Genomic DNA, 24,857 nt, shown 5'->3' with positions numbered 1-24,857 from the left:
TTCAGGAGATGAACGTTTTACAAAAAAAGACATGGAATATTGTTTTGGAACTTCATTGTTTATTCCGCAATGAAGAAGAAAAATGTGCAATCTCAAAAACGCTGACCTGTAAGGCTGTACAGAAGATGCTATTAAGCGACGTCTTTATGCCAATGTTGTAAAGATAGAGGAGATTTAATAATGAAGTTTACAGAATGTTCGGAATTAGATGACAAACTAAATTGTACAAGTCTATGCAGCGAGATGATCATAAAGTTAGTTACTCTACCCTAAATCGCCCCAGTGGCGATTTCAATGAGTAACTTCATTCACCTATTTTTTCTATCGATCTAACTGTAACATAAATGCCTCCACATATTGCAGGAATCCATAATGAAACAAAGGCAAAAGTAATAGACAAGATGAATGCTGTCACAGCATTTACTCCAATGATTGACATAATAACTACCATAGCAGCTTCACGAGTTCCTAATCCAGAAATCGTCACAGGGACTAATGCAGCAAACATCGATAGAGGAAAAATCGTAATAAAATGTAGAACGTTAGGTAGGTTTGGTTGTAGCGCTGCTAACACTAAATATGCTTGACCACATGTAGAAACCCAAATTGCTAAGGAATAAAGATACACACCTACTAAGAAGACTTTTTTATCACGAAAAGTGCTAACACTCTCAGAGAATTGATCGAAAATTTTCGATGTTGTATCTCTCTGTTTTTCTTTGAAAACGCCTCCAATCATTTTGAGTATAGGTGTGGCAAATAGATTAATCACCTTTTCTCCATATCTTTCACTAAAGAGTAGAAAAGAAAGGCCAATCAATAATCCAGCCATGATTACGCCAATCAAAAGGATATATTGAAAATCAGCAAGTGACCCTACAAAAAATAGTGGTACACCAACTAACACGATGGTAATTAAAGAAATAACATCGAAAACTCTATCAAGTACGATTGAGAAAACCGCTTTTCCAGCTGGAACACGTACACTACTATCTGAATCTCTTGCTAAGAGATAAGCCCTTAAAAGATCTCCTAGCTTTGAAGGGGTGAAACTTCCTCCATATAATCCTGTCAAATATAGCAGAGAGGCTTTTTTAAGTCCTAATTTAGGGTAGCCAAGATTGGCAACTATGAGTTTCCACCTATGGGCTCTTACTAATAAAATGAATGGCTCAACTATTAAGGCAAGAGCAAGATATCTTGGATCTGCTGTACTGATAACCGTAATAATTGAGTCGATTCCAATATACCACAGAAGGAAGGCAAGTAAGGCAATAGAAATTAGTGATACTGCAAATAATCTTTTCTTGCTCACCTTCTTAATTCCTGTCTGTGTTCCGGTCTGTGTCACGACATATCTACTCCAAAAATGACCTCTTGCTAATAACCCGCTAAGAATAAGTTGTGATTGTGAAATAGGAAATGTTTCACCATATTAAATTTATCTTTTTCTATGATAATGTTACGAATTATGCACAAATTGGTGAACCTTAATTCAATCATTTTTTTTAACTGTTAAATGAACATCTTCTACTGCCTCAATCTTCTGAATTATTTCATCAAAAGTCGGTTTAAGTCCTTTAATTGCTATAATGGCTTCTTTAACCTCAATAAGAGACGGAATATCATCGCCCGTTAAACTTTCCTGGAGATTTCTGTAATTGACCTCCTTATCTGGGCTAAACGTCTCATCACTATAGAAATATGATAGATCTTTTTTCTTGCTTTCCATAATTTTGATTATAGTTTTAGAATGTAAGATCGATACAAGATCCATTTTTTTTGCTTGTAAGAAACTAGCCAATTCATCAAGTTTCTTAGAAAACTCACGGAGATCTAAATCAAGGAGAAAAAGCCATGTCCTGCCTAATTTGGCATTACTCAAATATGACTTAACTTCATCTTCAAAAGGAGAGTTACTCCCAAATCCTTTCTTTATTTCTTCAACTGTGATTTTGGTATTTTGCCATCTCCATTTATTCCCTTGTAATTTGGAACGAATGTTTCTTAATCTAGCATATACGGTTTCAGTGTGTTGCTTAAGGATGTTGCGTGCAGATACCCACCTCCGTGAAGCAAGTTCAATCTTGATTTTCTCTATAGGAGCGTAAGGATAGCCTATATCACTTTTCTCCATTAAGGTGTATCTCTCTAAGGAGAGTATGTAGTGAACCAATTCTATTTTTTCTGTCCTTAGCGTAATCAAGTAGATGCCGTTAATTAACAATGTTAATGTGATAAAAAGTGAAATTACTGGAATCCAAATGGGAACAGAGGGATTTATGAATATCGTACCTACAGCGCCTACGCAGATCGCCAAAGAAAGATAAAGCGATCCATAAATATTATTCCTGTCGGCATCGAAATACGGTTCTTTAAAGGTGTTTTCAAATGTGACCTCAGTATATTCTTTGAAGTCTCGAAGAATGGTTTTTTCATACTTGTTTCTAAGATAGCGATTATCTACGAACTGGATTGGTTCTAAGAAGTAAAGTGATGATGTGATCATACCACCGATCACAGAAATGATCAATAGTTTGGACACTATATCCTGTGAGAAGTTCCAGAAAATGACATAGGCTATCGCAGATCCCAAAATCACATAAGTTGCTGTTACTGGATTTCTAGGCTGAGACATAATAATTTGTGACATTCTAATTCAACTTCGGTTTATTCGAGGTCGATCTTGCTTTTAAAATATTCGACAAATGATTCCTCAAAGATTGCTTCAAATTCTGATGACTTTAACAGAATAAGGCAATCTCTCCATTTCTTATTATGTTTATACATTCCAAATGTTGGATGTTCACTAAAAGGTGGCAGTTCTGCACGATGAACAAATACACTTCTAAAGTCATACAATAACTTTATTGTTGTTTTAAGCCTCTTGATGCGCTCTTCGTCATCTATCCACAATCTGCACGTTTTTTTGGAACGCCAACAGCATGTATTAACATCTACACAGCATTGTCTCCAGTCATAGCAAACAGGCATATATCCCTTTGATGTTTCAAGATTATGTTCAGTGGCAAAATCTGAAATAGTCACAGAATATGGCTGTACCCCAGTTACCTGATCAGGATATCTTCTTAAAATCTCTGTGTCTTTCACATGTATTGAGGCGATGATCATTATCTGATGTCTAAGAGCAATATATTCCGTGAAATATGAGAGTATGTTTCTTACGAAGCCGTAGATCTCATTATATTTCTCTCTTAGACTATCTATGAGTTGCTTGAGAGATGAAAGATGGAAGTCTGATATGTCAGGATTTTCTTCAACTGCTGCTCTGAGCACTTCATTCTCACGTATCCAATTTTTAAATTCAGTATATGGTATTTCTGCTGAAGTTAATCGCTCAATCATCGAAAAGATCATTATTAACTTCACAAAGGGCTCTGTGATGACACTTTTACTGACGGCATAAAACCTTCCCGAATCAAGAAAGAGTTCTACAATTTCTCTGCTCGGAAGTCTATTGATGAACTGTATGAGGTCTTGTTCTGATGTAAAACAAGACTGAAAGGCTCTGAGAATCTCAGTTACTAACTGAGGGAGGATACGATCTAAATCTCTTTGCTTAGCATTAGGGTAAATATCTTTTCGTAAACTCATTTATCTCAACTGTAGAATACCTTTTGTTTAGTTGATTCTTTATTCGGTATTGGAGGCATTTTTGCTACTTTCCTTCTAAAAAATGCATACGACGTTCGAGAAGTTTTTGAGAGAAATTATGAAAAGCAGGGTAGAGATCGTGAACGGAGCCAAATTCGAAGCATGAGTAGAGTTATTAGTATGATGATTATACTAATAACGTTCTTCTTCTCTTTCTCAATTATTTCGATTGTTCTCGCTTATGCCTTTACACTTAGTTTAGACATAAGTTCTGCTTTTCTTGGACTTTGTTTCGGATTTACAATCAGTAGTTTCCTAACATTACTCTTCGCTTTTAACTACGCAACTTGGAAAATCGAAGATATAAGGGACATACCACCAACATAATGAATTGATAAGAGAACTGGAGTGAAATTAGTACAAATAACTTTACTATCAGTCCTGTTTTAAAACTCAAATCTATCCTTTTTTATAAATTCCTACCATGAGTTCTCTGATTATTTTCCTGAGATCCTCTTCATATCATAAAAAGATCCAATATTTTAATCATAGGATGTTTTGCAATTAGTTTCGTGAACTCTACTATTTAATAAAACGCTGTTTCACGAAAATTATAACAAGCAGAATGATTTTATATATGTAAACATAAAGACGTCCTAATCTTTCGTAAACGGGGGATTATCTTGGAAGAATTAGAGATTAAGGATATTATTAGATATTCCGTTATATTTGTTAGTTACTTTTTGGTAACAGCAACATTTTTCTTGAATATTGTTCCAACAACAACGCAGTGGAAGCTAACTTAAGAAAAATATTTCAAATGGAGATTACGGGATGGGGAGTATTGATTCTAAGAGTAAAACAAAAGAACTGAATATTAAGAATCTTCTTGTTTCGCTTATAACTATCCTGCTAAGTGTTTTATCTGTCGTTTTAAGTCTATTCAACTTTGAATATACCTTTCTACTTGCAAGTCTTATTTTGACAATAGGTATTTACCAATTTCATCTTCCAAAAATGGTTTTCGAGAAGAATCCAGAAGATGTACTTCGAAATGAAGAGTTGAGATCACGACTACTTATTTCCGTAATTTGCGGATTTGTGTTTTTCTCTACAAGTATCTTTGCGAATGCTTCCGAAAGGTTGTTAATACATGCGCTAAATAATGAGTTTCTCCCGGCTATTTTCTCTTTTGGATTAATGTTTATGGGGTTCATGGGATGGTTGGGTGCAACTAAACTATATTCAACATATTTTAAAAGAAAACTTGATTTTCTAGAATATAAGGAGTATTATTCGTACGAGCGGGCTTTTGACACCTTCATTTTGATAACGGTATGGCTTGCCATTGGAGGGGATAAAATATTCTCCGCAGTGATACTTTTTCTCTCTGTATTCAATTTCTTAGTTCTACTAGGAACTATCGAGACACCAAGGGCTTTTATTGGTGCATTGAAAGACACAATGCGCTACAAAGGACAAATTGAAAAGCATTTTTGGAGAAATTGGCTAAAAAGCGACCAAACGATTCAGACTAGTTGGTTAGTAGTTTCGTTAGTCGCCAATGCTATTATTGTTGGGATGAATCTTCGATTTCTAAATTATTTTGAGAGCTCTCAACTTCTTTTTATGATTCTAATAATCATTCCTTTCATGATCGCTTTCCTTGGAATTCGTAATGAGTGGGAGAACTGGAATCGCTGTTTTATAATATTTCTCCCATATCTTGTTGCTTTTATATTAGCGATGCTACAGCCGATGGTTGTGCCCTTTTTAGACTTTTTAACACAACAAATGCCAAGTAATATTCCTTCTCACGATGTCTTGTTTGTCTTAAGAGCAATTATTCTTACCGTGGCATTCCTTGTAGGCGCCGTTCCATCACTTTCTTATATTCATGTCAAGCAAGATTGGGCTGTAAAAAATAAAGATCTGGATTTCTTCAGAAAATACTCTCGTTTACAGAGAATATTCCATCCTATTGTATTGGGTCTCGGCGTTCTTTTAGTAACTTATCTTTCATCAAGATTATTCATTGTTTACTTTGGGGTAGATTTATTGCCACACTTCCTTTTAATTGCTTCGATTATTGCTGCCATTGGAATTTATTTTGATTTTGTAACCTCTAAATGGATGGTAATGGATCGTTTGAAATTTCTCATTGGAGAGGATTTAAAAGACTATCCCGATCTCAGCATTCAACGACCATCAACCACAGACATGGTTAACGGTGGGATATCAGGAATTGTGATATTAGTAGTCATTTTATTTGTTATTCCTATGCCTTCTGAGATAATTTTACAAATCGTTCGAATTATTTCTTGTTTCCTCATTGCAGGAGTGCTGAGTGGATTTATTAGTCTTAGGAAAACATCCTTGAACTTAAAAAATGCAGGATTGAAGACTGGCATAATTAACGGATTATTCAGTTGTGGATTCCTTCTGTATCTGTTTTATGTTGTTCCACCACAGTTCGCTGTGTACCTGGTCCTTTTTCTGTTACTCGCTTGTTTCATCATAGGAGGAGTTTTAATTGGATTTCTTAGGAAATCTAGAATTGTTGAGTGATTTAGTTAAGATTTCCTTATCGGTTTAGTGAATTAATTCTTTTTTTGTGTTTTTTATAAGTAAATTTATTTAGTTGTCTAAACAAATAGTCAGGAAAAATAGAAGAGGAAATGCCGAAATGGCAAATTATGTTCCAAAAATACTTGAAGGTCCAATTTTATTCGAGATACCAAAGGGAAGGGTAGTTGTCGATCTTAAAAAACTAGACTTGGAACATATGCCTGAGAAAGATATACCTAAAGCCTGGAAAATAGTTGGCGCTAAAAATAATAAACGAATTCTTGTTATCAACTCTGAAAGAATAGATGCTGTTTTTCAAGCAGATGGAACAGAAACTATTAAAACATCAGGAAGTGTTGGTTTTTACAATCCAAACGAACGAGATAGCGTTTGGAATCTCGATAGTTACTGGGAAAATATTTCAAAGACCAATTTATCAGCTAGGGAGGGTCTGTGCAATATAAACATCCAAGAACTTAGACCCAGCGAATTATTCTTTAAAAATTATTCTTTGAGAACTCCTGTTTCAAAAGATATTGAATCACCTCTGATAATTGAGGAATACATAGATACTGAACCAGAATCAGAGACTATGCCAAAAATACTAATAAGAAATAAAGAAACTGCGGTCAGAGTTACGATTATGGTTATTAATAAATCAAAAACGAATTTAGAAAACATTATTTTTGTTAAAGAATTGCCTGAAGCTTTCAGGGAAGTTATGGACTTAAAGGGAGCAGATGGAGATTATAAAAGAGAGACTGACAAGATCTTTTGGTCTGGATTTAGTTTAGCTCCTAATGAATCAAAATCAATAACATTTGGAGTTTTTTTAAAAGCAGAAACAGTAGTCCCACTAAATACAGGCAAAATTTCTATAAGTTTCGCAACACCAGATACAACGATGTCAGATATTATTTTTCTTGGTCTAGAAGGCTACACCAAAAATGTTACTTGGATCGATAAAGATGAGATTGACAACGTCCCGGGTCGCTGGAACTGTGCGATTGAATTTGAAAACCTTTCCACGTTTGAAATAATGCTCCGCGAAGTGGAAGTCTATCGACAGACTGCCGAAGAAACTATATTTAGAAAAAGATCAGATCGACGAGAACATTTAGTAATCAGTGAGGATAGCCTTTACGTAACTCTTAGTCCTGACACCGAGAATAAATGGACCAAGACTTTCGTGTTCCCTGATCCAAAAGAAGATCCAATTATGGAATTTCCTAGCTTTGGACAAAAAGTTGACTTTTCAGTTAAAAACAATTTTCTGAGAGAACTCACTGGCTCTGTAGTACAATATGGTGGTTTAGTTAAAGTAGCAGATATAAAAGTAGAAAAATCATATGAAGTAAAAAGAATTAACGCAATCGAAGAAAATCCTATTAAGACTACCTTAAAGGCATGTAATACTGGTTCTGCACCTTTAAATGATCTTACTTTTTATGAAACGATCCCTCCAGGTTTTAATATCGACTCTATCAAAGCAAGTCTTATACGAGAATCAGATTATCAACAAGATATTACTGGAGCAGTAAAAATTACTGAGAAAGGGGGGAGAGATTTATCAAAGGAAAGAAAATTGATTTTATCCCTCTCAAATATTAATAAACTGGTTGCAATTAAAGCTATTAATCCAAAGGATTGTGTTAAAATAGATTACCTCCTTCAAGCAGTAGAACCGGAACCTGGAGTCGAACTTGTTGTACCAGTTTCAGTAGTAGGTAATGTTTTAGAACCATTTTCCGAACATGAAGAACTTCGTGCCATTGCAGAAGATAAACTTACTGTAAAGGAGCATGTTTGGCGTAAAGCTCGTGTTGGAAAATCGATCCAAGAAGGTGATACAGAAGGTGAATATGCTATTACTATCTACTATCATAATAAACTGAAGCCTGATGACGAAGTTACCCTTCAGGACATCACCATCGCCGATATCTTGCCTGAAGGCTTTATACTGGTTTCAAGTTCGCCAGAGCTGACTGATCAACGACCGAGACTGGTCGAAGGCAAGAGCTTCACCGTCTTAGAATGGTCCATCAAGAATATCCAACCAGATCGAATGGTAGAGATCAAATACACAATAAAAGGTGAACCAGGGGCCATCTACAAAGCAAAAGAGGCACAAGCGCTTCTTACAAGTGAAACGCTAGAGCAAACAGAGACAATAGAAATGGAGGAAATTGAAAAAACTAAGAAAATAATTGTTGAAGAACAAAAAGAAATAGAAACTCGAACAACTCAACCACAAACTCCAATTACGCCTCCTATTCTGACAAACGATCAAGAAGTTGATTCTGATGCGATTTCAGAGAGTTATCAACCTGAAAAAGATGAAGGACGTCTCAAGAAGATAAGAGATATACTTAAGAAGGCAGGAAAAACACTTGGCGAGATAGGCCTCAAATGTTTGCCTGCTGTGGGTTCTATGCTCGTTGGCATGGTTTGTCCTCCGGCTGCAGGGTATATAGGAAAGTTGATATCGAATAAAATTTCTTCTTTTGGTATCAAGGTTGATGAAACATCGATTACCGAAAATATTGAGGAAGCAATGAAGAAAGCATCCTTCAGAGGAATCGAAGATCTAATAAATAAGAAACTTGAGGAAATAAATGCTAACATTGATGAGGACAAACTAAAATTGATTATCGATACTTCTCTTCGTCCGATCATAAATGGATTCAATAAAGCAATTGATTTCGCTTCAAAAAAACCTTTCGAAGCAATTGAAACACTAAGAGCATGGATGGAAGATGAAATAAGTAATATTTCTTTAGATGTAAAGCAAGAACTCGAAGAAAGTATTAATGTCATTATAAATCTATTGGAATCGAATACAGAAGATACTAAGAGACGATTAGATGATGTACGTACAAATATCAAGAATCTTGAAAAAAATCTTGATCGTGTAGTTAGTATACTATCTAAAAATATATCTAAGGATCTAAACACCGAAAATATTATTTTTCTATCAAAATGTTTTCTCAACACAGTTTCATTTTCGAGTTTATTCGAAATCGCCTATAGTGATGAAAAATATGAACCTCGCGTTGATGCCGAAAAGGCAATTGATGAATTTATTGAAATTGCTACACTACCAATCGGCGAGGAGCGTAAAATTTTCCTTTTACTTTCGGACATGGGCATCGGGAAGACATGGCTTCTTGCACATAAGGCAAATGAACTCATGAAAACTATCACCGTTAAAGGACAAATTGTTCCTCTTTTTTTCAGCGCTAGAAAGAACGTAACCAAGACTGTACAAGCGTTTTTTGGATCTATTGTCATGCTCGATGCATTTAATGTATTGAAACAGATGTTTAGCACATTAAAGGAAAAAAATGCAAATCTACTTGTTATAATTGATGGCATAGATGAAGTGGAAAGACCAGAATTCATCTTACCTCTGCTAAAAGACACTGTAATGCGTCTTGCCACCGAAGGGGTACCTACTATTATATCTTGTAGAACCGCTGACTGGAGCGCTAATGAATATATTAATCGTGTAAAGCATGATTTAAACAGCTATATTTTCCGAGGAAAGCCTTCGAATTCAATAATTGATAAAGCAAGTTTAATTTTAAATGAGTTTACAAACGATGAGTTAAAGACCGCCGCTTTGAAATATGGCTTAGATTCCTCGAAGATGTCAGAAACACAATTAAAATTGGCAAAAAAGCCTTATATAATGAGGATATTCGCAGATTGGCAGTTTAGATTCGATAAAATTCCTGAAGTATCCGATTCAGAGAAATTGGCATTGCTAATTGCAGGTTCAAGCGATATTCCCGATGAATTAACCATTTTTGGCCGGGGAGGAATCCGTGGCCCTATTAAAGAAGTGCTATATGATATCTTGGAAGAGTTTATTGATATTCAGGGGAATATTCCCAACAAAGAGATTTTCTCGGCCAAGCTTCGTCCGTATAAGGAGAATCGTAATGCATGGGCAAGAATCTGCTCTGCAGGTATTTTTCGAGAAAAGGACACATCACTTGGCTCAATAGTCCAAATAAATGAAGATTTCGTACCAGGTCTAGTGAATTTAGTTATGAAACGCCGAAAACTCCTAGGTAGTTCTTAAGAGAAAAGTAAGTGTCCTCCCTATAAAAGACACGGCTTCTTCAAGAGAACTTGTCAGACTGGAAATGTAATTGGATGTAAGACTGCATATATGCCAGTTGCGCTAAAGGACAGCCGATGCACACGATTTGAACCCTGCAATAGTAACACAGAACGCCCCAAGTACTATGAGTGGGGGAGAAAGGTGTTTTTGAGCGACCTAATGCGCGATTATAAGAAATTTTAAAATAAAGCATAAATAATTTCAAGCACAATTGATGACACTTAACAAGTATAGACCATTCTTATTGCACTTTTTATTCTTCCAGAATATCTCCATTTTTGCAAATATTTTTCCTTTTTACTTAAGACATTATTAATACAAAAAAGGTTTTACCTAAATTAACAAAGGTTTTTCGTATGTTTCCAGTAATATACAAAAAAACGTCTTTAAAACGCTTTATTTTCAAAAAGAAGCGTATAAAATCATCCATTTTACTAAAAAAAGGTAGAAAAAGCGATAGGTTTATATATCTAGTTGCAAAAGTTATTATTGAGATTTAAACGAGGTTAGAAAGATGAAAAAAACAAAAAAACAACTTGTGGTTCGAGCCTTTACCCCTATTGCCAAACCCCTGAATGCCTCCATACAGAAAAATTCTACCATGTTGCTTCTCGGTGAAATTCCTTATATAAATGGAGAAAAGACCTTCAATACCAAAGTATATTATATCAAAGGTTTGCGTGGCATGCTAAGACATGCCGCCATGTCGCTGGCTCAAGATTGTGGTATCGAAGTCTGTCATACCAGTGAAAAAACCGAACTCAAAGACGGCACTAAACTCATTCCTAACGGGTTTCATCCACTTGGTGCGTGTGATACTCCCTGTATTCTCCGAAGAATCTTTGGTAGTTTTCGCGAAGAATCCCGGATTTCTGTCTATGCTGATCCTATTACTTCTATCTCTCATAAAGAATATAATACTGATGTAGCGGTGCAAAGAGTTCATATCTTGAGCGAAAATAGGATAGCGTTAAGTTATGAGGGTATACCTATCCAAGATTTTCGTGAAAGTTATTTCAGTGGCTATTTCACATTCTCTATTGATGTAACTCTTCTGACTAAAGAAGAGATTAAATTCCTCATGGAGTCATTGCTATACATCGAAACGCTTGGAGGCGGTAAGAACGCAGGCTATGGACAGGTTAAACTTTTGGACTTTGATCTTCTAAAAATTGAAGTTATCAAGACCGTAAAAAGAAACAATGGTATCTATAAGGTCAATGAAGAAATCGAAGCGGAATCAATTGAATTTGATGAAATTGAGGATTGGAGGACAATTTTAGACGCATTAGACGCTTGAAGGGAGATAAATGATCGAAGACTCTGCAATATTCTTCTACTCTTCTTTTTTCTCATCCATGACGGTATGCTTCTCTCACATTGTGAGGAGCACGTTCTTGCGTATGAGACTGAACCATCTAAGAGGTCCCACGCCTCTAGTATTGATGGGGATGGATGACAGCCAAGGGACGATAAAAGTGATATCCAATTTACGAAGAAAAGGTAAAAAAACCGATACGTTTAGATATCCCGTTAAAATGTTAATAACGGGATACTATTCATAAAGAGGAATAACGATGACAAAAAACTGGATTAAATTACTGGGGATAACTAAAACACCTGTAGTCGCTAAGAGAAATCGGTTTGGACTCAAAAACATCGGTATCGTCACCATTCAAGGGCGCCCACGAGTGTTTGGCAAACTTACAAAGGGTGAAAGACGAGCACCTATGACTTTTAGGGCTTGGTATGGCAATATTGAAGTCATCGCTCCAGAATATAAACTTGATGAAGCACTTGCCCTAGATAGCATCGGAAGATACACCCATGAAGGCATGGGGCAAATACAATGGCAGGAAATGAAAAACTTCAAAAGAAACCCCTCTATTCTCCAAAAAAAATCAAGATCAGAAAAATGCTTCCAACAAACTTCTCAGATGCAATGCAAAAACTGATGATCGCCATGCTTCTCCACGATTTCGTCAATACTGAAAGACATCCAAGTAAAATCTATACAGAGGTCAAAATCTCCGATGACTATATCTATCAATTGGTTAAGAATCATCATAATTACGAATTAGATTACAGAGAGTTACCTTTACTTTCCACCCTACAATACTACGATAGATTTTCCTCCAGCATCTCACGAAAATTCAGGTTCTCCGCTCCTTCACGTTACCGCGTAACTGAAACAACAAAAATTCATTTTGATACCCTAAAAAAAGAGATCGAAACACGCCAATACTCTCTTTATGCCCTCTATTCCTATATCTATAAGTCTCAAACACTTAATCGGATCAATGAAGCACTCAAATTCGGTTTTTCATCATTAAAAAATCACTTACTCTTAATGGTTAATCTCTACATAGATGACTTAGGAGGCTTTTAGAAGTATTTAACATGGAGCTTAAAAAATGATCTGCATAATACTTTTACTTTTCATAGTTGCTGGACAATATGCCAACTACAAGACGGAATGTTCCTCGCAACACGCGGAGAACACGTTCTTGTGCATGAGACTGAACCCGAGAGGTCTGACGCCTTCTACGACGGGAATGGATGACAGGTATGAGGACGAAAAAAGTCACAAACGCCGGAGTCGTGCTTTAATCATTGCTGGAAAAACTTTCAACGCATATGATTTAAAGCGTACAAAGCTTTTTCCTGTTTTTCTGAAAGAATAGGAAATCGGAATTTCCTTGAGTCGATATCCTTTTCTTAGTAAATCGATTGTAAGTACTTGTGCATAATTATAATCGTGCACAATCTCCAAATTTTGTAGAGCACGTTTACTAAATGCCCGTAGACCAGTTTGTCCATCTGAAATTCGTCGCCCCGTAAATAACATAAGAAGTGCCGTCAAAAACAGGTTTCCAAGTCGTCTTTGGACTTTCATTTTAAGTATTGATCCCATAAATCGTGATCCTAACACATAGTCAGCTTCATTGCGTAAAATCAATTTAATTAATGCTGGAATTTCTTCTGGTGTATACTCACCGTCAGCATCTAACATAACAGCCATATCAGCCCCGTTTTCTAATGATTTTTCGACACCAGTCCGTATTGCTGCCCCTAGACCTCTATTAACTTTATGTGACACAATTAAATCTGCTCCTGATTCTGCTGCTAAACGTTCAGTGTTATCTTTAGAGCCATCATTTATGACAAGAGTGATAATTTCAACATTGTTTATTTTAATATTATTAGCTCTATGAATGACTTCAGCGATCGAATTTTCTTCGTTATAAGCAGGTATCATAATAAAAAGTGACTTTTTTTTGGCTAACTTTTTATTTTTAGTTTTTTCCATTGATTTCGCCGTCTTATGATGCTTCTGCATAATAGGGGGATATGGTTTAATTGTTCTAGTGAATGATACACCACAAGAATATGTTCACAAATTAAAAAGTTTCCTCAGTCGAGTATTCTTTGCATAGACATTTCTTCGAAAGATCTCTAAAAGAATGGGAATTCCAAACAAGGCTAGAAAAGATACTCCAGCAGCGAAGGCAAACTTTTCTTCGTATTTTAATTCAATAGTGAAATCTCCAGTTTGATTTATATTCACTTGAATAAATCCATCTACATTTTTTGAAACATCTACTGGGATGCCATCGACATAGGCTGTCCAATATGGAAAGTATGCCTCTTTGATGATTATTTCTGCAGGTCTAGTAAGGTCCTGAACCTCAATCACAAATTTTTCAGCGGAATACCTTCTGAGTACGCATTTATCGATCAAGTAATCTGGATTTGTAGTAATCATGCCGACTTTGAATTTCGCTTTGTAAATAAAGATGCCATCAGCGTATAACTCCAAAGTGAATTCATTTAGTGGAATAAGGTCTGCATACTGTGCATCTCCAAGAAGTATCCATCCAATAGCAAGATTTTCAGCATTTTCAATAAGGTTACTCCAAATTTCTGTTCTATTTGCGTCTAGAGACAGGTAATTAATAGAATAAGATCTTATCGATCGAATTGGTGTTAATAAACGTCCTTGTGGGTACCAGCCGTCAATGATCGACTTATTACCACCAATTACCGGAAAAGAATAGATCCAGTTAGGACAATGAATCGGTAAGATTCTTCCAGAATCCTTTTGACTTTCAAAATAAGTAAACACTTCATTTGGAAACTCATGATTTTCACGATACAAAGTGGGATCCGTAGTATGCCTTTGTAATTGAATGGAATTCAAAGCGAGTAGGGATATCATCAAACCAGTGAATACTAGAAACCTCCGCTCTTTCGTATGGACAGGATAGAATGAGTGGATGTTGACAGAATTAAAAGTAGTTAGAATATGATTTAATATGAATCCTCCAAGGATTGCTAAAGGAATCGAAGAAAACAGGATAAAACGGTCAGGGTCCAATTTTTGCCAATAAGGTAATAATTGATATAATAATGCTTCATCGCCTTGTCCTAGCCAAAAAAATAGGACAAACCAGATAAGACAGAAAATTACCGATGATGCTTTCTTTTCAAAAAACTTTGTTGCATTGATTGAAGGAATCTGGAAAATCAGAGTTAGAACTACAAAGCCAAGTAAAAGCAAATATATGATGTCTAAAAGATCTTGGAAGATTATATAGGAGGAGAATGAGACAAAAGCAAGAATTGAAAAGAAGAATACAAGAAAGAAACTACTTTTTTGAAAAAATCTCTGAAGCAATCCTTCAAGATGCTTTTTGAATGACGCAACCACTAAAAACACGCCTGCGAAAAGCATAAGCAAAACTTGTCCAAGTCCAATAGATTTGATATCTGTTAATGTGTCAAAGAGGGTATGTGATCCCAGGATGGACCTGTTAATAAAGGGATTTTCTTGTAATTGATTTAAGTTTAGCACAAATGGAAATGTCCAAAATGCCGCGATAATAAATGCACAAATAAGCACAGATAAACTTACTAGAAAACTCTTTGAGATTTTGACTCCATTCAATCTCTGATAAAGAATATAGATTGGAAAAAGCAAGCTGATGTACACAGCGGTCAGATGGTGAGTAAGAAAAATGCTGCCTAACAAAACGTAAGATAATACAAAATATTTTGTTCCTTTCATACGGAAGAATATTCCAAAGAATAGACAAACGAGTGGAATAACTATGATGTTTGGGTATCTATCCATCCTCATCAAGTTTAATAAAACTTCAGGTATTCCACTAAACAATAACGCTGCAAAAACCCCCACTCCTTTTTTAAATTTAAGTCCCTGGGTTAACGTATAAACTGCTAACGGAGTTACTAATGCGTAGAAGATGATTTCAATTAGTTTATAAGCGAGGAGAGGCGGGACGCCAAATTGCATTACAAAAACCGCAATGTGGTAGCTCAATGGAGGATAAAATAGAGAAATCGGATAGCCACCGTACCATGCATCGCTCCAACTCGGAAAATGACCGAACCTTTTTGTAAACTCAAAAATATAGATACATTTGAATAAATGGCTGTTTGAATCGATTCCAGAAGGAATTCCCTCATACAGTCTTGGTAGTGTCAATAGAAAATTTATGATAACAACGACGACAAGACCAATCCGGTACTTCTTAATTGCATTTAACCTCATTTTAAGGACCATGTGGGTTCTTCAAACATAGGGGAATATTTGAGGCGCTTGACTAGAGAACAATGCCGATTGACTCTTTGGGTGGAGGAATTCCAAATAGATAACTTAAAGTTGGTGCAAGGTCTAATATTCTGACTTCTTTATCGATTTTTACACCTTTTTTAATTGTATGACCCCATATAATAAAAGGCACTTCTCGTTCGCCTTTGTCCCAGTGTCCATGTGCACCGATACCTCGATGAGATTGTCCATGATCAGCCATAATGACGATGACTGAATTCTTAAGTTTATCCTTCTCCTTCAGCCATTCAAGAAATTCTGAAATCTTTTTATCAGTTTCTTCAATTTTTTGCAGATACTCTAGGGATGAACTGCCGAATACATGACCCGTCTGATCAGTTGAAATGAGTTGAATTACGAGTAACTCTGGATCTTCTTTTTCAATGATTGATTCTGCTGTCTTAAAAATGACTCCATCGATTAGGTCGTTGGGACAAACAGCGCTCACTGTTTGTACAATTTTTTCTCCAAATGCATCAATAAGATGCGCAATTGCAACCATCCGACCTTTCATGTTATTTTTTTCTAGTGTATCGAAAATAGATTCCACTTTAACTCCTTTTTTCCCGAAAAACGACTTGAGTACCAAATTACTTGTCACACCATGTTTTTCTTTGCCAGCACCAGTAAACATGCTTGAGAAACAAACAACTGTCCTTGCAGGGTAAACTGTCCTCATATTAGAATATTCAGTTCCTTCGTTACGTAAATAATCAATAGTAGGAGTATCAGCTTCTTCTAACCGATCCCTTCGGCATCCATCAATTACAATGACATATATGCGGTCAACAAGTCGTTCATTATTTATAATTGTTGTATGAACTCCAGTTTCTCTTGGGATAATCCTAAAGTAGAGTAGATGAGATAAAAGTCCCATAGAAACTGCAAGTATCAATAAAATAAGGTAAGGTAGGAATAAATTATCAGTCAAGGTAGTTATAGGATTACGAAGTAAAAACGTAAACAAAGATACCGTGATAAAAATTTTTGGAAGTTGTTCGAGTGAATTTCCACTTGTCGAATCAGGGTTTTCTAAGACGAGTTTCCAAAATCTTCTAAAATTTGTGAGAGACGTGCCAACTCGAAAATGATAATAAATAGACCCCCATAGAAAAACGGTGAAGAAAAAATAGAATATTAAGATCAAAATTGAAGAGATTAAATCAATATACTGAAAAATAAGGAAGAAAACACCTAAAAGAACCCAAAGAAATACTCGATACTTAAGAGGAAAATCAAAGATTATGAACACGACGAGAAAAGGAATTATAAACAAGACCGATGAAATAAGGCTAGTATTGCTATAATTAATTAATAATATTAAGAGACCGTCCATAGGAAAAAAGTTTGCGCCCACCAAAATAAGAAAAGGAATAATTATTACACGCAATAAGATAATAAAAACGGAAAATATCAAAAAGAAGGACTTCCCTTCATTAAGTAAATTCCACATACGTGCCGCATAAATTTCTAGGCGCTTCAACCCATGCGTTTTCTCAATAGATTCGCAGGAATCTGTTGCTGATGTCGGGACAGATGGAATTTCTTGACTTGTGCTTTCAAGTGTTTCTTTAGCTATGACCTTACTTAGAACTCTGTCAACTATAATGCCAATAATGATTATGACTATGAACAGAACAATAAACAGAGGGAGTAAACTCACCTTAAGTTTTAAGATCTCTTGACCAATAGCAACTATTATAGACACTCGAACAAATGAGCAAAACAGTGTTATAGGGAAATATTTTTTCCAAGGGTATTTTGTTGCCCCACAAACGAAATTCATAGGTCTAAATGGAAGAAATGGTATGCAACGAGTTGCAATAAGAAGTGGATCGCCACGTTTGTTAAAAAACCTTATCATACGTTCAATCTTCTTCTTTTCTAAAAGTTTACGTATCCATGGGACTTTCTCGGAGAGTAGATATGTGTAGGAATACGAGATCATGGAGCCTATAACAATGCCAACCGTCCCGATGATTATCGTGAGAAGCGGAGGAACTGCAGTAAGTAAAAGCACCACAAAGAACTCTAATGCTAATGCGACGATCGGAATAGCTTCAATTGATATGAGTATAAAGAAAACTATAATGACGGTTAAGAGTGTTGGATCAAGTTCAAAAGCCATGACATCTCGTTCCTACGATTTTTTTATATGGAAGTTTTTGAAAATGTTATGTGACAACTTAAGAGTTCATTTAAAAATACTTACCTTATGTTTGCGGGGTTTTTGTATTGATTAAGAACAAAGCAGAATTAATTAAAAATGCACGTAATGAAAAGGACAAACAGTGCAGAGAGATCTTACTTGATATCGTAGAAAAGGCAATTAATTCAGTCGATCCAAAAAATGCAATCCAAAAATATGTACAATTTGAGCGAGAAGATAACATCTTACATATTGAAAACTATGACTTTGATCTCAAAAAACTGCAAAGGATCTTTGTTGTAGGGGGAGGTAAAGCTAGTGGAACTATGGCAGAAGCATTGGAAGCAATCCTGGGAGATAAAATAACCTCAGGTGAGATAAATATCTTACGAGGGACAAAATCAAGTTTTAAAACGAAGTCAATTAACTTGAATGAAGCAGATCATCCAGTTCCTTCAATTGATGGCATAAATGGTGTTAAGAAAATGTTAGACTTAGTGGGTCAAGCTAAAGAGGATGATTTGATTATTGCATTGATCTCAGGAGGTGGATCTGCTTTAATGCCAGCTCCAGCAGGAGAAATTTCGTTAGAAGAAAAACAGCAAATCACAAAGGATCTTCTAAAATCTGGAGCTACAATTCACGAGATTAATACCATCAGAAAACACATTTCGAATTTTAAAGGAGGGCAACTTGCAAAGCATGCTTGTAAACATGGCGCTTCATTGATTAGTTTAATCTTATCAGACGTGGTAGGTGATCCTCTGGATTCCATTGCATCAGGTCCTACTGCCCCTGATGAAACCCATTATCAAGACGCAATTGCAATTCTTCAGCGCTATAAACTCTGGGATGAGACACCAGAGACTATAAAAAGACGTTTAAATGATGGACTCGCTCAAAAAATCCCAGAAACACCCAAAGAAATGACTTCTTCTTGCCATAACGTTATAATCGGTAGTAATTTTAGCGCTTGTACTGCTGCGAAACTTAGAGCAGAAGAACTTGGATTAAATAGCCTCATTCTAACATCATCATTGGAAGGTGAAGCGCGTCAAATCGGCATTGCTTTTGCAGCAATAGCAAAAGAAATTCATACGCATGGACACCCACTCCCTAAACCATGTGCCATCATAGCAGGTGGAGAAACGACAGTAACAGTAACTGGAACTGGAAAGGGAGGGAGAAATCAAGAGGTCAGTTTGGGGGCGGCCATAAAAATAGGAGGAAAACTGGAAGGAGTTGCTTTTGGATCCATTGGTACTGATGGAATCGATGGACCTACTGACGCAGCAGGTGCGCTTATTGGTCCTTCAACAATATTGAGAGCAAAAGAGAAGGGATTAGAGCCCCAAAAACGTTTAGAAAACAACGACGCCTATCATTTTTTCCAAGAGCTCAGCGATTTGGTACTTACTGGGCCAACTGGCACTAATGTGATGGATCTGATCATCTTAATATGTATTTAAGAATATCGAACTTCAGATCTTCAAGGTGGATTGGTTTTCAAGCAATTCGTTTAAATAACTTCTCCAATTGTTTACTACTTATTCGTATCAGAGTTGGTCGACCATGAGCACAGGTATATGGATTTTCAGTTTGAAATAGATTTTTTATTAAGGATAGGCTTGTATCGACTGAAAGTTTCTCACCGGCCCTTATGGCGGAGTGACACGCCATCAATTTAATTATTGCTTCCTTCAGTGTTTCTTTGTTTTCCAGATCGCCAGATGAGAGTAATTCCTCAACCATTTCCTTTATTTCCTTAACATCTACAGGACCGATTGGCAGACTACGAATAACGAATGTTGTTCCTCCAAAGTGTTCAATATTGAGCCCATATTCATTTAAAATATCTAAATTGTCTTTTAGCATCTCGCTTTCGTGTGATTTAAGTTCTATCTTTATTGGGGCGAGAAGGTCCTGAGTATCTATTGAGTTCATGTATTTTTTGGTTAGTTTTTCAAGTTGCACACGCTCATCTGCAGCGTGTTGATCTACAAGTATTAGCCCTTCTTTGTCTTGAAATATAAGATAAGTGAAATGAGCCTGACCTAGTAGGACTAGATCCCCTAATTTATCTATAGTAAAGTCCTTCCTTAGAGGTGCTACAGACTCTGCTGATGAATCGAAGTAACGTAGTGGTGGAGTTATTGAAGGGCTTTCGGATTTACTCATAGTCATTTTCATAATATCTTCTGACTTACTTGTATCATGACCAACAGTTTCTTCGATTAGAGCATCTGGATGTATAGTTGTTCTTAAAAGCGGTTCTTCTCTAATCTCTACGGAAGGAATATGGTCCTTTTCGGCTAGTGCGTTAGAAATTGATGTTTTAAGCGCCTCAAAAACTAGTTTTTCTTTGCTAAAACGTATTTCACGTTTTGTTGGATGAACATTAACATCGACTTCTCTTGGGTTTATTTCTAAATTGAGAATTATAATGGGATGTCTCCTTTTTTCCAGTAATTGACCATAAGAATTTTCAATACTCTTCGTAAGTTGGCTATCTTTAATATATCTAGAGTTCACAAAAATCGATTGATAAGAGGTATCTCCTCGTGTTAAATTTGGACTTGAGATATATCCAGTTATTTTAATGTCATCTGCTGAATAATCGACTGAAATCATCTCTTGAGCAATATCTTTCCCGTAAATATCAGTAATTCTACCAAGAAGTGTTTTACTTGGAGTACTAATAATATCTCTATCATTATGAATAAGTTGGAAATAGATAGTTGAGTAACGTAGTGCATAATGCCGTATAACGTTAAAAATATGGTTAAACTCAGTTGGGGCAATTTTCAAGAATTTTTTTCGTGCAGGTGTGTTGTAAAAGAGATCACGAACAAAGATCATCGTTCCAATTGGAGAAGCAACTTCTGATTTTTCTTTGATTATTCCACCTTCTGCAATTATTTTAGTACCAGTAGTTTGATCTTCAGTCCTTGTAACTAATTCCAGCCGTGAAACAGCGCAAATACTTGCTAATGCTTCACCCCTAAAGCCTAATGTAGAAATATTCGTTAAGTCTTTAGCAGTTCTTATTTTTGAGGTTGTATATCGAAGGAGAGCTAACTCAGCGTCCTCTTGTGACATTCCAACTCCATTATCTGAAACATAGATTGATTTTTTTCCTCCTTCTTGGATTTTAACAATGATTTTTGTTGCACCTGCGTCAATTGCATTTTCGACTAATTCTTTAACGACTGCTGCTGGGCGCTCAACCACTTCTCCCGCGGAGATCTTGTTGATGATTTCTTCCGATAAAACAACAATTTGACTCACAGAGACATCACTCATAAGTGTATTTATTATCTTCTTCATTTAGTTTCTTTTTCAATTCATGGAGTGCATTCAGGGCATTTAAAGGCGTAATATTATCTAGATCTATTTTTTTAAGTTCATTAATTATCTTATCACCCAGAATATGCTCTGGAGAAATTTCTTCCATTGGATCTAGCCTTTCTTTTTTATTAGAGTTTATTTTGTTAACATCAAAAAGTGTTAGCTGTGTTAATTCAGGTTTATCGGTCGGAAGCTTTTTTGATTTCAGAACTGTTGGAGTTTCTGAACTTTCAAACACATCTAAAATCTCCTTGGCTCTAGTTACGACCGTTTGAGGTAGCCCAGCGAGTCGTGCGACTTCCACTCCGTAACTTTTGTCAGTCCCACCTTCCAAAATTTTGTGTAAAAACAAAATTTCCTGCCCTTTTCTTTTTACCGCAAACTGATAATTCTTTATGCGAGGATAATATCCAGCTAATTGGTTTAGTTGATGATAATGCGTTGCAAAAAGCGTTTTACCGGCAGAATGCGAGTTTTGATGCAAAAATTCTGTAATTGCCCATGCCAAGGCCATCCCATCATAAGTTGACGTGCCACGACCAACTTCATCAAGTATAATCAGGCTTTTCGCTGTTGCATTGTTAAGAATATTAGCTACTTCAACCATTTCAACCATAAACGTGCTTAGTTCCATAGCGATAAAGTCCCATGCCCCTACTCTTGTGAAGATACGATCACATAATCCAATTTTTGCGAGATTATTAGCTGGAACAAAACATCCAATATGAGCCATTAGTACAATTAGAGCAACCTGTCGAAGATAAGTTGATTTTCCAGCCATGTTCGGGCCTGTAATGATCATTATTTGGTTTCCATGTGAATCTAAATGCGTATCATTTGGAATAAAGTTTTCTTCGCCAAGTACTTTTTCTACAACTGGATGTCGTCCACCTTCGATATTTATGTGGTCACTATCCAGAATAGTTGGTTTGATATATTGGTTCTGTGATGCGATTTCAGCAAAAGTGGATATAACATCTAAAATAGCAATACTTTGTGCGTTTTCTTGAATTTTATCAATCTGTTTAGCTATTTCCTGTCTTATCTCGCAAAAAAGTTCATATTCGAGATTTTTGATTTTTTCATCAGCACCGAGGATTTTATCCTCCCATTGTTTTAATTCTGACGTTATGAATCGTTCAGAATTAACCAACGTTTGTTTACGAATATAGTTTTCCGGAACCTTACCTTTTCGAAGAGCCGCTTGTGTTATTTCAATATAGTAGCCAAAAACGTTATTAAAACCTACTTTGAGTTTATCAAACCTCGTTCGGCGTCTTTCTTCCTTCTCGTATTTAAGAATCCAATCTGTTCCTTCGGAAAGGACGCTTTGAAGTTCATCAAGATGTTCATTAAAACCGGGTTTGATAATGTTACCCTCACGAACAGAAGAAGGGCAATCTTCTTTGATGGATCGCTCAATTAGTTGAACTAAATCTGATAGATTGTATAGATGGTCTTTTAGTGTTGAAATTAATTTAGAATCTATATTTAGGATATCTTTTAATGCTGGAATATACAATAAAGAATCCTTTAAAGCTAGGAGATCCCTACCATTTGCTTTTCCTAAGCCAACTTTACTGATTATTCGTTCAATGTCACTAATATTCGATAGAATTTCTCTTAAATTAGCTTGCAAGAGTGTATTTGTTACAAAAACGTCTACAGCATCTAATCTTTCTTGAATTTTCTCTTTGTCATTTAGTGGATGCCTTAACCATTTTTTAAGAAGACGGCTGCCCATAGGTGTATGAGTTCGATCCAAAATCTCAAGTAGGGTGAACTGTGATGTACCATCTCTTAAATTTTTAAAAACTTCAAGACTTCGAAGAGTTTGGTCATCTAGCATCATATATTCTTTTAAGGAATAAGGAACGATTTTAGTGATATTATACAGCTCGCTGCTTTTCTGTGTTTCTCTAAGATAATGAATTATCATTCCTGCAGCGCAAATACCCAATTTAAGTGACTCAATCCCAAAACCGTCAAGACTTATTGTGCCGAAATGAGAAGTTAACAATTTGTATGTTTCTTCATAACTTGAATAATAGCTATCTATAGGCGTTATGATTCTTGATTGATCTTGACTTATTATTGATTTCAAATCCATGTCATCAAGCAAACTTTCTGGTATCAGAATCTCGGCGGGATTTAATCGGTTTATTTCATTCTTAAATTCTTCAAAAGCATCAGTTCCTGTAAGTTCGGTAACTAAAAACTCTCCTGTTGAAATATCTACCATAGCTAGACCGATATGCGAACCTTTTCGCACCAGTGATACGAGATAATTGTTAATTTTCCCATCTAGAAGCTGATCTCCAAATATTGTTCCAGGAGTGATTACTTGAACGACATCTCTTTTTACTATTCCTTTCGATGCCTGAGCGTCTTCTACTTGGTCGCATATAGCAATTTTGTAGCCCTTTCTGACAAGTTGTAAAATATATTTTTCGACAGCATGTAGCGGAACACCAGCCATCGGGATTTTTTCATTTTTTGTTTTTTTGGCTGTGAGAGTGATATTCAACTCCTTATGTCCTAGCGTCGCATCTTCATAGTACAGTTCATAGAAATCACCAGCTTGAAAAAATAAGATTGTGTCTGGATTTTGTTTCTTGAACTTCTTCCATTGCTTTATCATCGGAGTGGACATTGAAAATCTCCTAATATTAGTTGGAATTTCTATTTAAAAGATAATTGCCTCTAAAAAAGAACATACGAATAAAAATAAGGGAAAAGAGGCCACACCTTAGAAAAAGATCTACGCTATGGATAAACTTAGAAATACCGACAATAATAATTTTTAAGATATTCTAGATCGTTCTAAGTCTTTGGCTAGTTGCAGATTCTCCCTTAAAATACTAAAGAGTGAATCCAAAGTTTTTTCAGTTTCAAGTATTCCATCTTGAAAATTAGCGAAGGCAAGAAGGGTGCTGTTTTTGATAGTTTCTTTGATATCGTTTTGCGCATCACTTAAATATAGAGGAAGGGTCTTTGATAAATCGATTAAGGCCCCATCACATTTTTCTAAAAGAATTTCTTCTTCTAGTAATTGATTTCTTAAAGAAGTAGGGATATCTGATTTGAACTCCATACCATTAATATCTTCAGCTAGCAGAATAAGGTTTCTTAGCTGCTCTGACATGCTTTCGAGTAGAGTTTGTGAATCATCAAAAATGCTAGCATGTTTGTCCCTTAATCCTTTAAGTGTCTCAAGATTTACAGTATTCTCCGCGGGAATACTTTCTGCTGCATCCAGGAGTTTGGGAAGTTCTCCTTTAATAAATTCTGCCAACTTGGCTTGATTATCAGTATATGCTCCACGCAGAGCTTTAATTTTTTTAATCCATTGCCTTAAGGCAACTTCAAGTGTTTTTTCCTTTCTGAATTCTACTGTCATTATTCACCCTCAATCG

Annotated in this window: 17 protein-coding genes; 8 read left to right on the top strand and 9 right to left on the bottom strand. The window is 35.9% G+C overall.

Annotated features, from left to right (window positions below):
- Window positions 1-304 precede the first annotated feature (304 nt).
- From QVB70_RS17210 to QVB70_RS17200, 3 genes are all read right to left on the bottom strand, one after another.
- Window positions 305-1,351 carry a lysylphosphatidylglycerol synthase transmembrane domain-containing protein gene (locus QVB70_RS17210; RefSeq protein ID WP_287588856.1) on the bottom strand — a complete coding sequence of 349 codons (1,047 nt, stop codon included), beginning with the start codon at window positions 1,349-1,351 and terminating at the stop codon, window positions 305-307.
- 144 nt (window positions 1,352-1,495) lie between these two features.
- A complete protein-coding gene (locus QVB70_RS17205) occupies window positions 1,496-2,653 on the bottom strand; it encodes a hypothetical protein (protein WP_287588853.1) in 1,158 nt (385 codons plus the stop codon).
- Window positions 2,654-2,670: 17 nt separating this feature from the next.
- Window positions 2,671-3,615: a hypothetical protein gene (locus QVB70_RS17200; RefSeq protein WP_287588850.1), complete on the bottom strand. Its 945-nt coding sequence runs from the start codon at window positions 3,613-3,615 to the stop codon at window positions 2,671-2,673.
- A 180-nt stretch (window positions 3,616-3,795) separates the two neighbouring features.
- Here QVB70_RS17200 and QVB70_RS17195 point away from each other — a divergent pair, with 180 nt between their 5' ends.
- The 7 genes from QVB70_RS17195 (at window position 3,796) to QVB70_RS17165 (ending at window position 12,701) form a co-directional block, all read left to right on the top strand.
- The gene (locus tag QVB70_RS17195) at window positions 3,796-4,002 is read left to right on the top strand and encodes a hypothetical protein (protein WP_287588847.1); all 207 of its coding nucleotides are present in this window, start codon (window positions 3,796-3,798) and stop codon (window positions 4,000-4,002) included.
- A gap of 296 nt (window positions 4,003-4,298) precedes the next feature.
- On the top strand, window positions 4,299-4,421 hold the full coding sequence (locus QVB70_RS17190; RefSeq protein WP_287588844.1) for a hypothetical protein: 123 nt from the start codon (window positions 4,299-4,301) through the stop codon (window positions 4,419-4,421).
- A 28-nt stretch (window positions 4,422-4,449) separates the two neighbouring features.
- Window positions 4,450-6,183 carry a hypothetical protein gene (locus QVB70_RS17185; protein WP_287588841.1) on the top strand — a complete coding sequence of 578 codons (1,734 nt, stop codon included), beginning with the start codon at window positions 4,450-4,452 and terminating at the stop codon, window positions 6,181-6,183.
- Between the two features lie 118 nt (window positions 6,184-6,301).
- The gene (locus tag QVB70_RS17180) at window positions 6,302-10,270 is read left to right on the top strand and encodes a hypothetical protein (RefSeq protein WP_287588838.1); all 3,969 of its coding nucleotides are present in this window, start codon (window positions 6,302-6,304) and stop codon (window positions 10,268-10,270) included.
- A gap of 556 nt (window positions 10,271-10,826) precedes the next feature.
- Window positions 10,827-11,612 (top strand): RAMP superfamily CRISPR-associated protein, encoded by a 786-nt coding sequence (locus tag QVB70_RS17175; protein ID WP_287588836.1) that lies wholly within the window; start codon window positions 10,827-10,829, stop codon window positions 11,610-11,612.
- A 277-nt stretch (window positions 11,613-11,889) separates the two neighbouring features.
- On the top strand, window positions 11,890-12,267 hold the full coding sequence (locus QVB70_RS17170) for a hypothetical protein (protein ID WP_287588833.1): 378 nt from the start codon (window positions 11,890-11,892) through the stop codon (window positions 12,265-12,267).
- Complete coding sequence (locus QVB70_RS17165; protein ID WP_287588831.1) at window positions 12,228-12,701, top strand: hypothetical protein; 474 nt, start codon at window positions 12,228-12,230, stop codon at window positions 12,699-12,701. The genes QVB70_RS17170 and QVB70_RS17165 overlap by 40 nt, the downstream gene beginning before the upstream one ends.
- A gap of 195 nt (window positions 12,702-12,896) precedes the next feature.
- Here the strand turns inward: QVB70_RS17165 and QVB70_RS17160 are convergent, their stop codons facing one another.
- The 3 genes from QVB70_RS17160 to QVB70_RS17150 form a co-directional block, all read right to left on the bottom strand.
- Window positions 12,897-13,622 carry a glycosyltransferase family 2 protein gene (locus tag QVB70_RS17160; RefSeq protein WP_287588829.1) on the bottom strand — a complete coding sequence of 242 codons (726 nt, stop codon included), beginning with the start codon at window positions 13,620-13,622 and terminating at the stop codon, window positions 12,897-12,899.
- 84 nt (window positions 13,623-13,706) lie between these two features.
- Window positions 13,707-15,896, bottom strand: coding sequence for a hypothetical protein (locus QVB70_RS17155; RefSeq protein ID WP_287588827.1), 2,190 nt, complete (start codon window positions 15,894-15,896; stop codon window positions 13,707-13,709).
- 40 nt (window positions 15,897-15,936) lie between these two features.
- A complete protein-coding gene (locus QVB70_RS17150; RefSeq protein ID WP_287588824.1) occupies window positions 15,937-18,072 on the bottom strand; it encodes an alkaline phosphatase family protein in 2,136 nt (711 codons plus the stop codon).
- Between the two features lie 107 nt (window positions 18,073-18,179).
- Here QVB70_RS17150 and QVB70_RS17145 point away from each other — a divergent pair, with 107 nt between their 5' ends.
- Window positions 18,180-19,562, top strand: coding sequence for a glycerate kinase (locus tag QVB70_RS17145; protein WP_287588821.1), 1,383 nt, complete (start codon window positions 18,180-18,182; stop codon window positions 19,560-19,562).
- Between the two features lie 37 nt (window positions 19,563-19,599).
- Here QVB70_RS17145 and mutL read toward each other — a convergent pair whose 3' ends face one another.
- The 3 genes from mutL to QVB70_RS17130 all read right to left on the bottom strand — a co-directional run bounded on the left by mutL (window position 19,600) and on the right by QVB70_RS17130 (window position 24,841).
- Window positions 19,600-21,381, bottom strand: coding sequence for a DNA mismatch repair endonuclease MutL (gene mutL / locus QVB70_RS17140; protein WP_287588818.1), 1,782 nt, complete (start codon window positions 21,379-21,381; stop codon window positions 19,600-19,602).
- 7 nt (window positions 21,382-21,388) lie between these two features.
- On the bottom strand, window positions 21,389-24,094 hold the full coding sequence (gene mutS, locus QVB70_RS17135; protein ID WP_287588815.1) for a DNA mismatch repair protein MutS: 2,706 nt from the start codon (window positions 24,092-24,094) through the stop codon (window positions 21,389-21,391).
- 150 nt (window positions 24,095-24,244) lie between these two features.
- Complete coding sequence (locus tag QVB70_RS17130) at window positions 24,245-24,841, bottom strand: hypothetical protein (protein ID WP_287588812.1); 597 nt, start codon at window positions 24,839-24,841, stop codon at window positions 24,245-24,247.
- Between the last annotated feature and the right edge of the window lie 16 nt (window positions 24,842-24,857).

This window comes from Candidatus Borrarchaeum sp. (assembly GCF_019058535.1).
Taxonomy (GTDB): domain Archaea; phylum Asgardarchaeota; class Sifarchaeia; order Borrarchaeales; family Borrarchaeaceae; genus Borrarchaeum; species Borrarchaeum weybense.
This window is presented reverse-complemented; position numbering and strand designations above follow the sequence as displayed.

Coding starts and splice junctions, on each gene's coding strand:
- QVB70_RS17205 (WP_287588853.1), bottom strand. CDS start 2,653: ATGTCACAAATTATTATGTCTCAGCCTAGAAATCCAGTAACAGCAACT.
- QVB70_RS17200 (WP_287588850.1), bottom strand. CDS start 3,615: ATGAGTTTACGAAAAGATATTTACCCTAATGCTAAGCAAAGAGATTTA.
- QVB70_RS17195 (WP_287588847.1), top strand. CDS start 3,796: ATGATGATTATACTAATAACGTTCTTCTTCTCTTTCTCAATTATTTCG.
- QVB70_RS17185 (WP_287588841.1), top strand. CDS start 4,450: ATGGGGAGTATTGATTCTAAGAGTAAAACAAAAGAACTGAATATTAAG.
- QVB70_RS17180 (WP_287588838.1), top strand. CDS start 6,302: ATGGCAAATTATGTTCCAAAAATACTTGAAGGTCCAATTTTATTCGAG.
- QVB70_RS17175 (WP_287588836.1), top strand. CDS start 10,827: ATGAAAAAAACAAAAAAACAACTTGTGGTTCGAGCCTTTACCCCTATT.
- QVB70_RS17170 (WP_287588833.1), top strand. CDS start 11,890: ATGACAAAAAACTGGATTAAATTACTGGGGATAACTAAAACACCTGTA.
- QVB70_RS17165 (WP_287588831.1), top strand. CDS start 12,228: ATGCTTCCAACAAACTTCTCAGATGCAATGCAAAAACTGATGATCGCC.
- QVB70_RS17160 (WP_287588829.1), bottom strand. CDS start 13,622: ATGGAAAAAACTAAAAATAAAAAGTTAGCCAAAAAAAAGTCACTTTTT.
- QVB70_RS17155 (WP_287588827.1), bottom strand. CDS start 15,896: ATGGTCCTTAAAATGAGGTTAAATGCAATTAAGAAGTACCGGATTGGT.
- QVB70_RS17150 (WP_287588824.1), bottom strand. CDS start 18,072: ATGGCTTTTGAACTTGATCCAACACTCTTAACCGTCATTATAGTTTTC.
- mutS (WP_287588815.1), bottom strand. CDS start 24,094: ATGTCCACTCCGATGATAAAGCAATGGAAGAAGTTCAAGAAACAAAAT.
- QVB70_RS17130 (WP_287588812.1), bottom strand. CDS start 24,841: ATGACAGTAGAATTCAGAAAGGAAAAAACACTTGAAGTTGCCTTAAGG.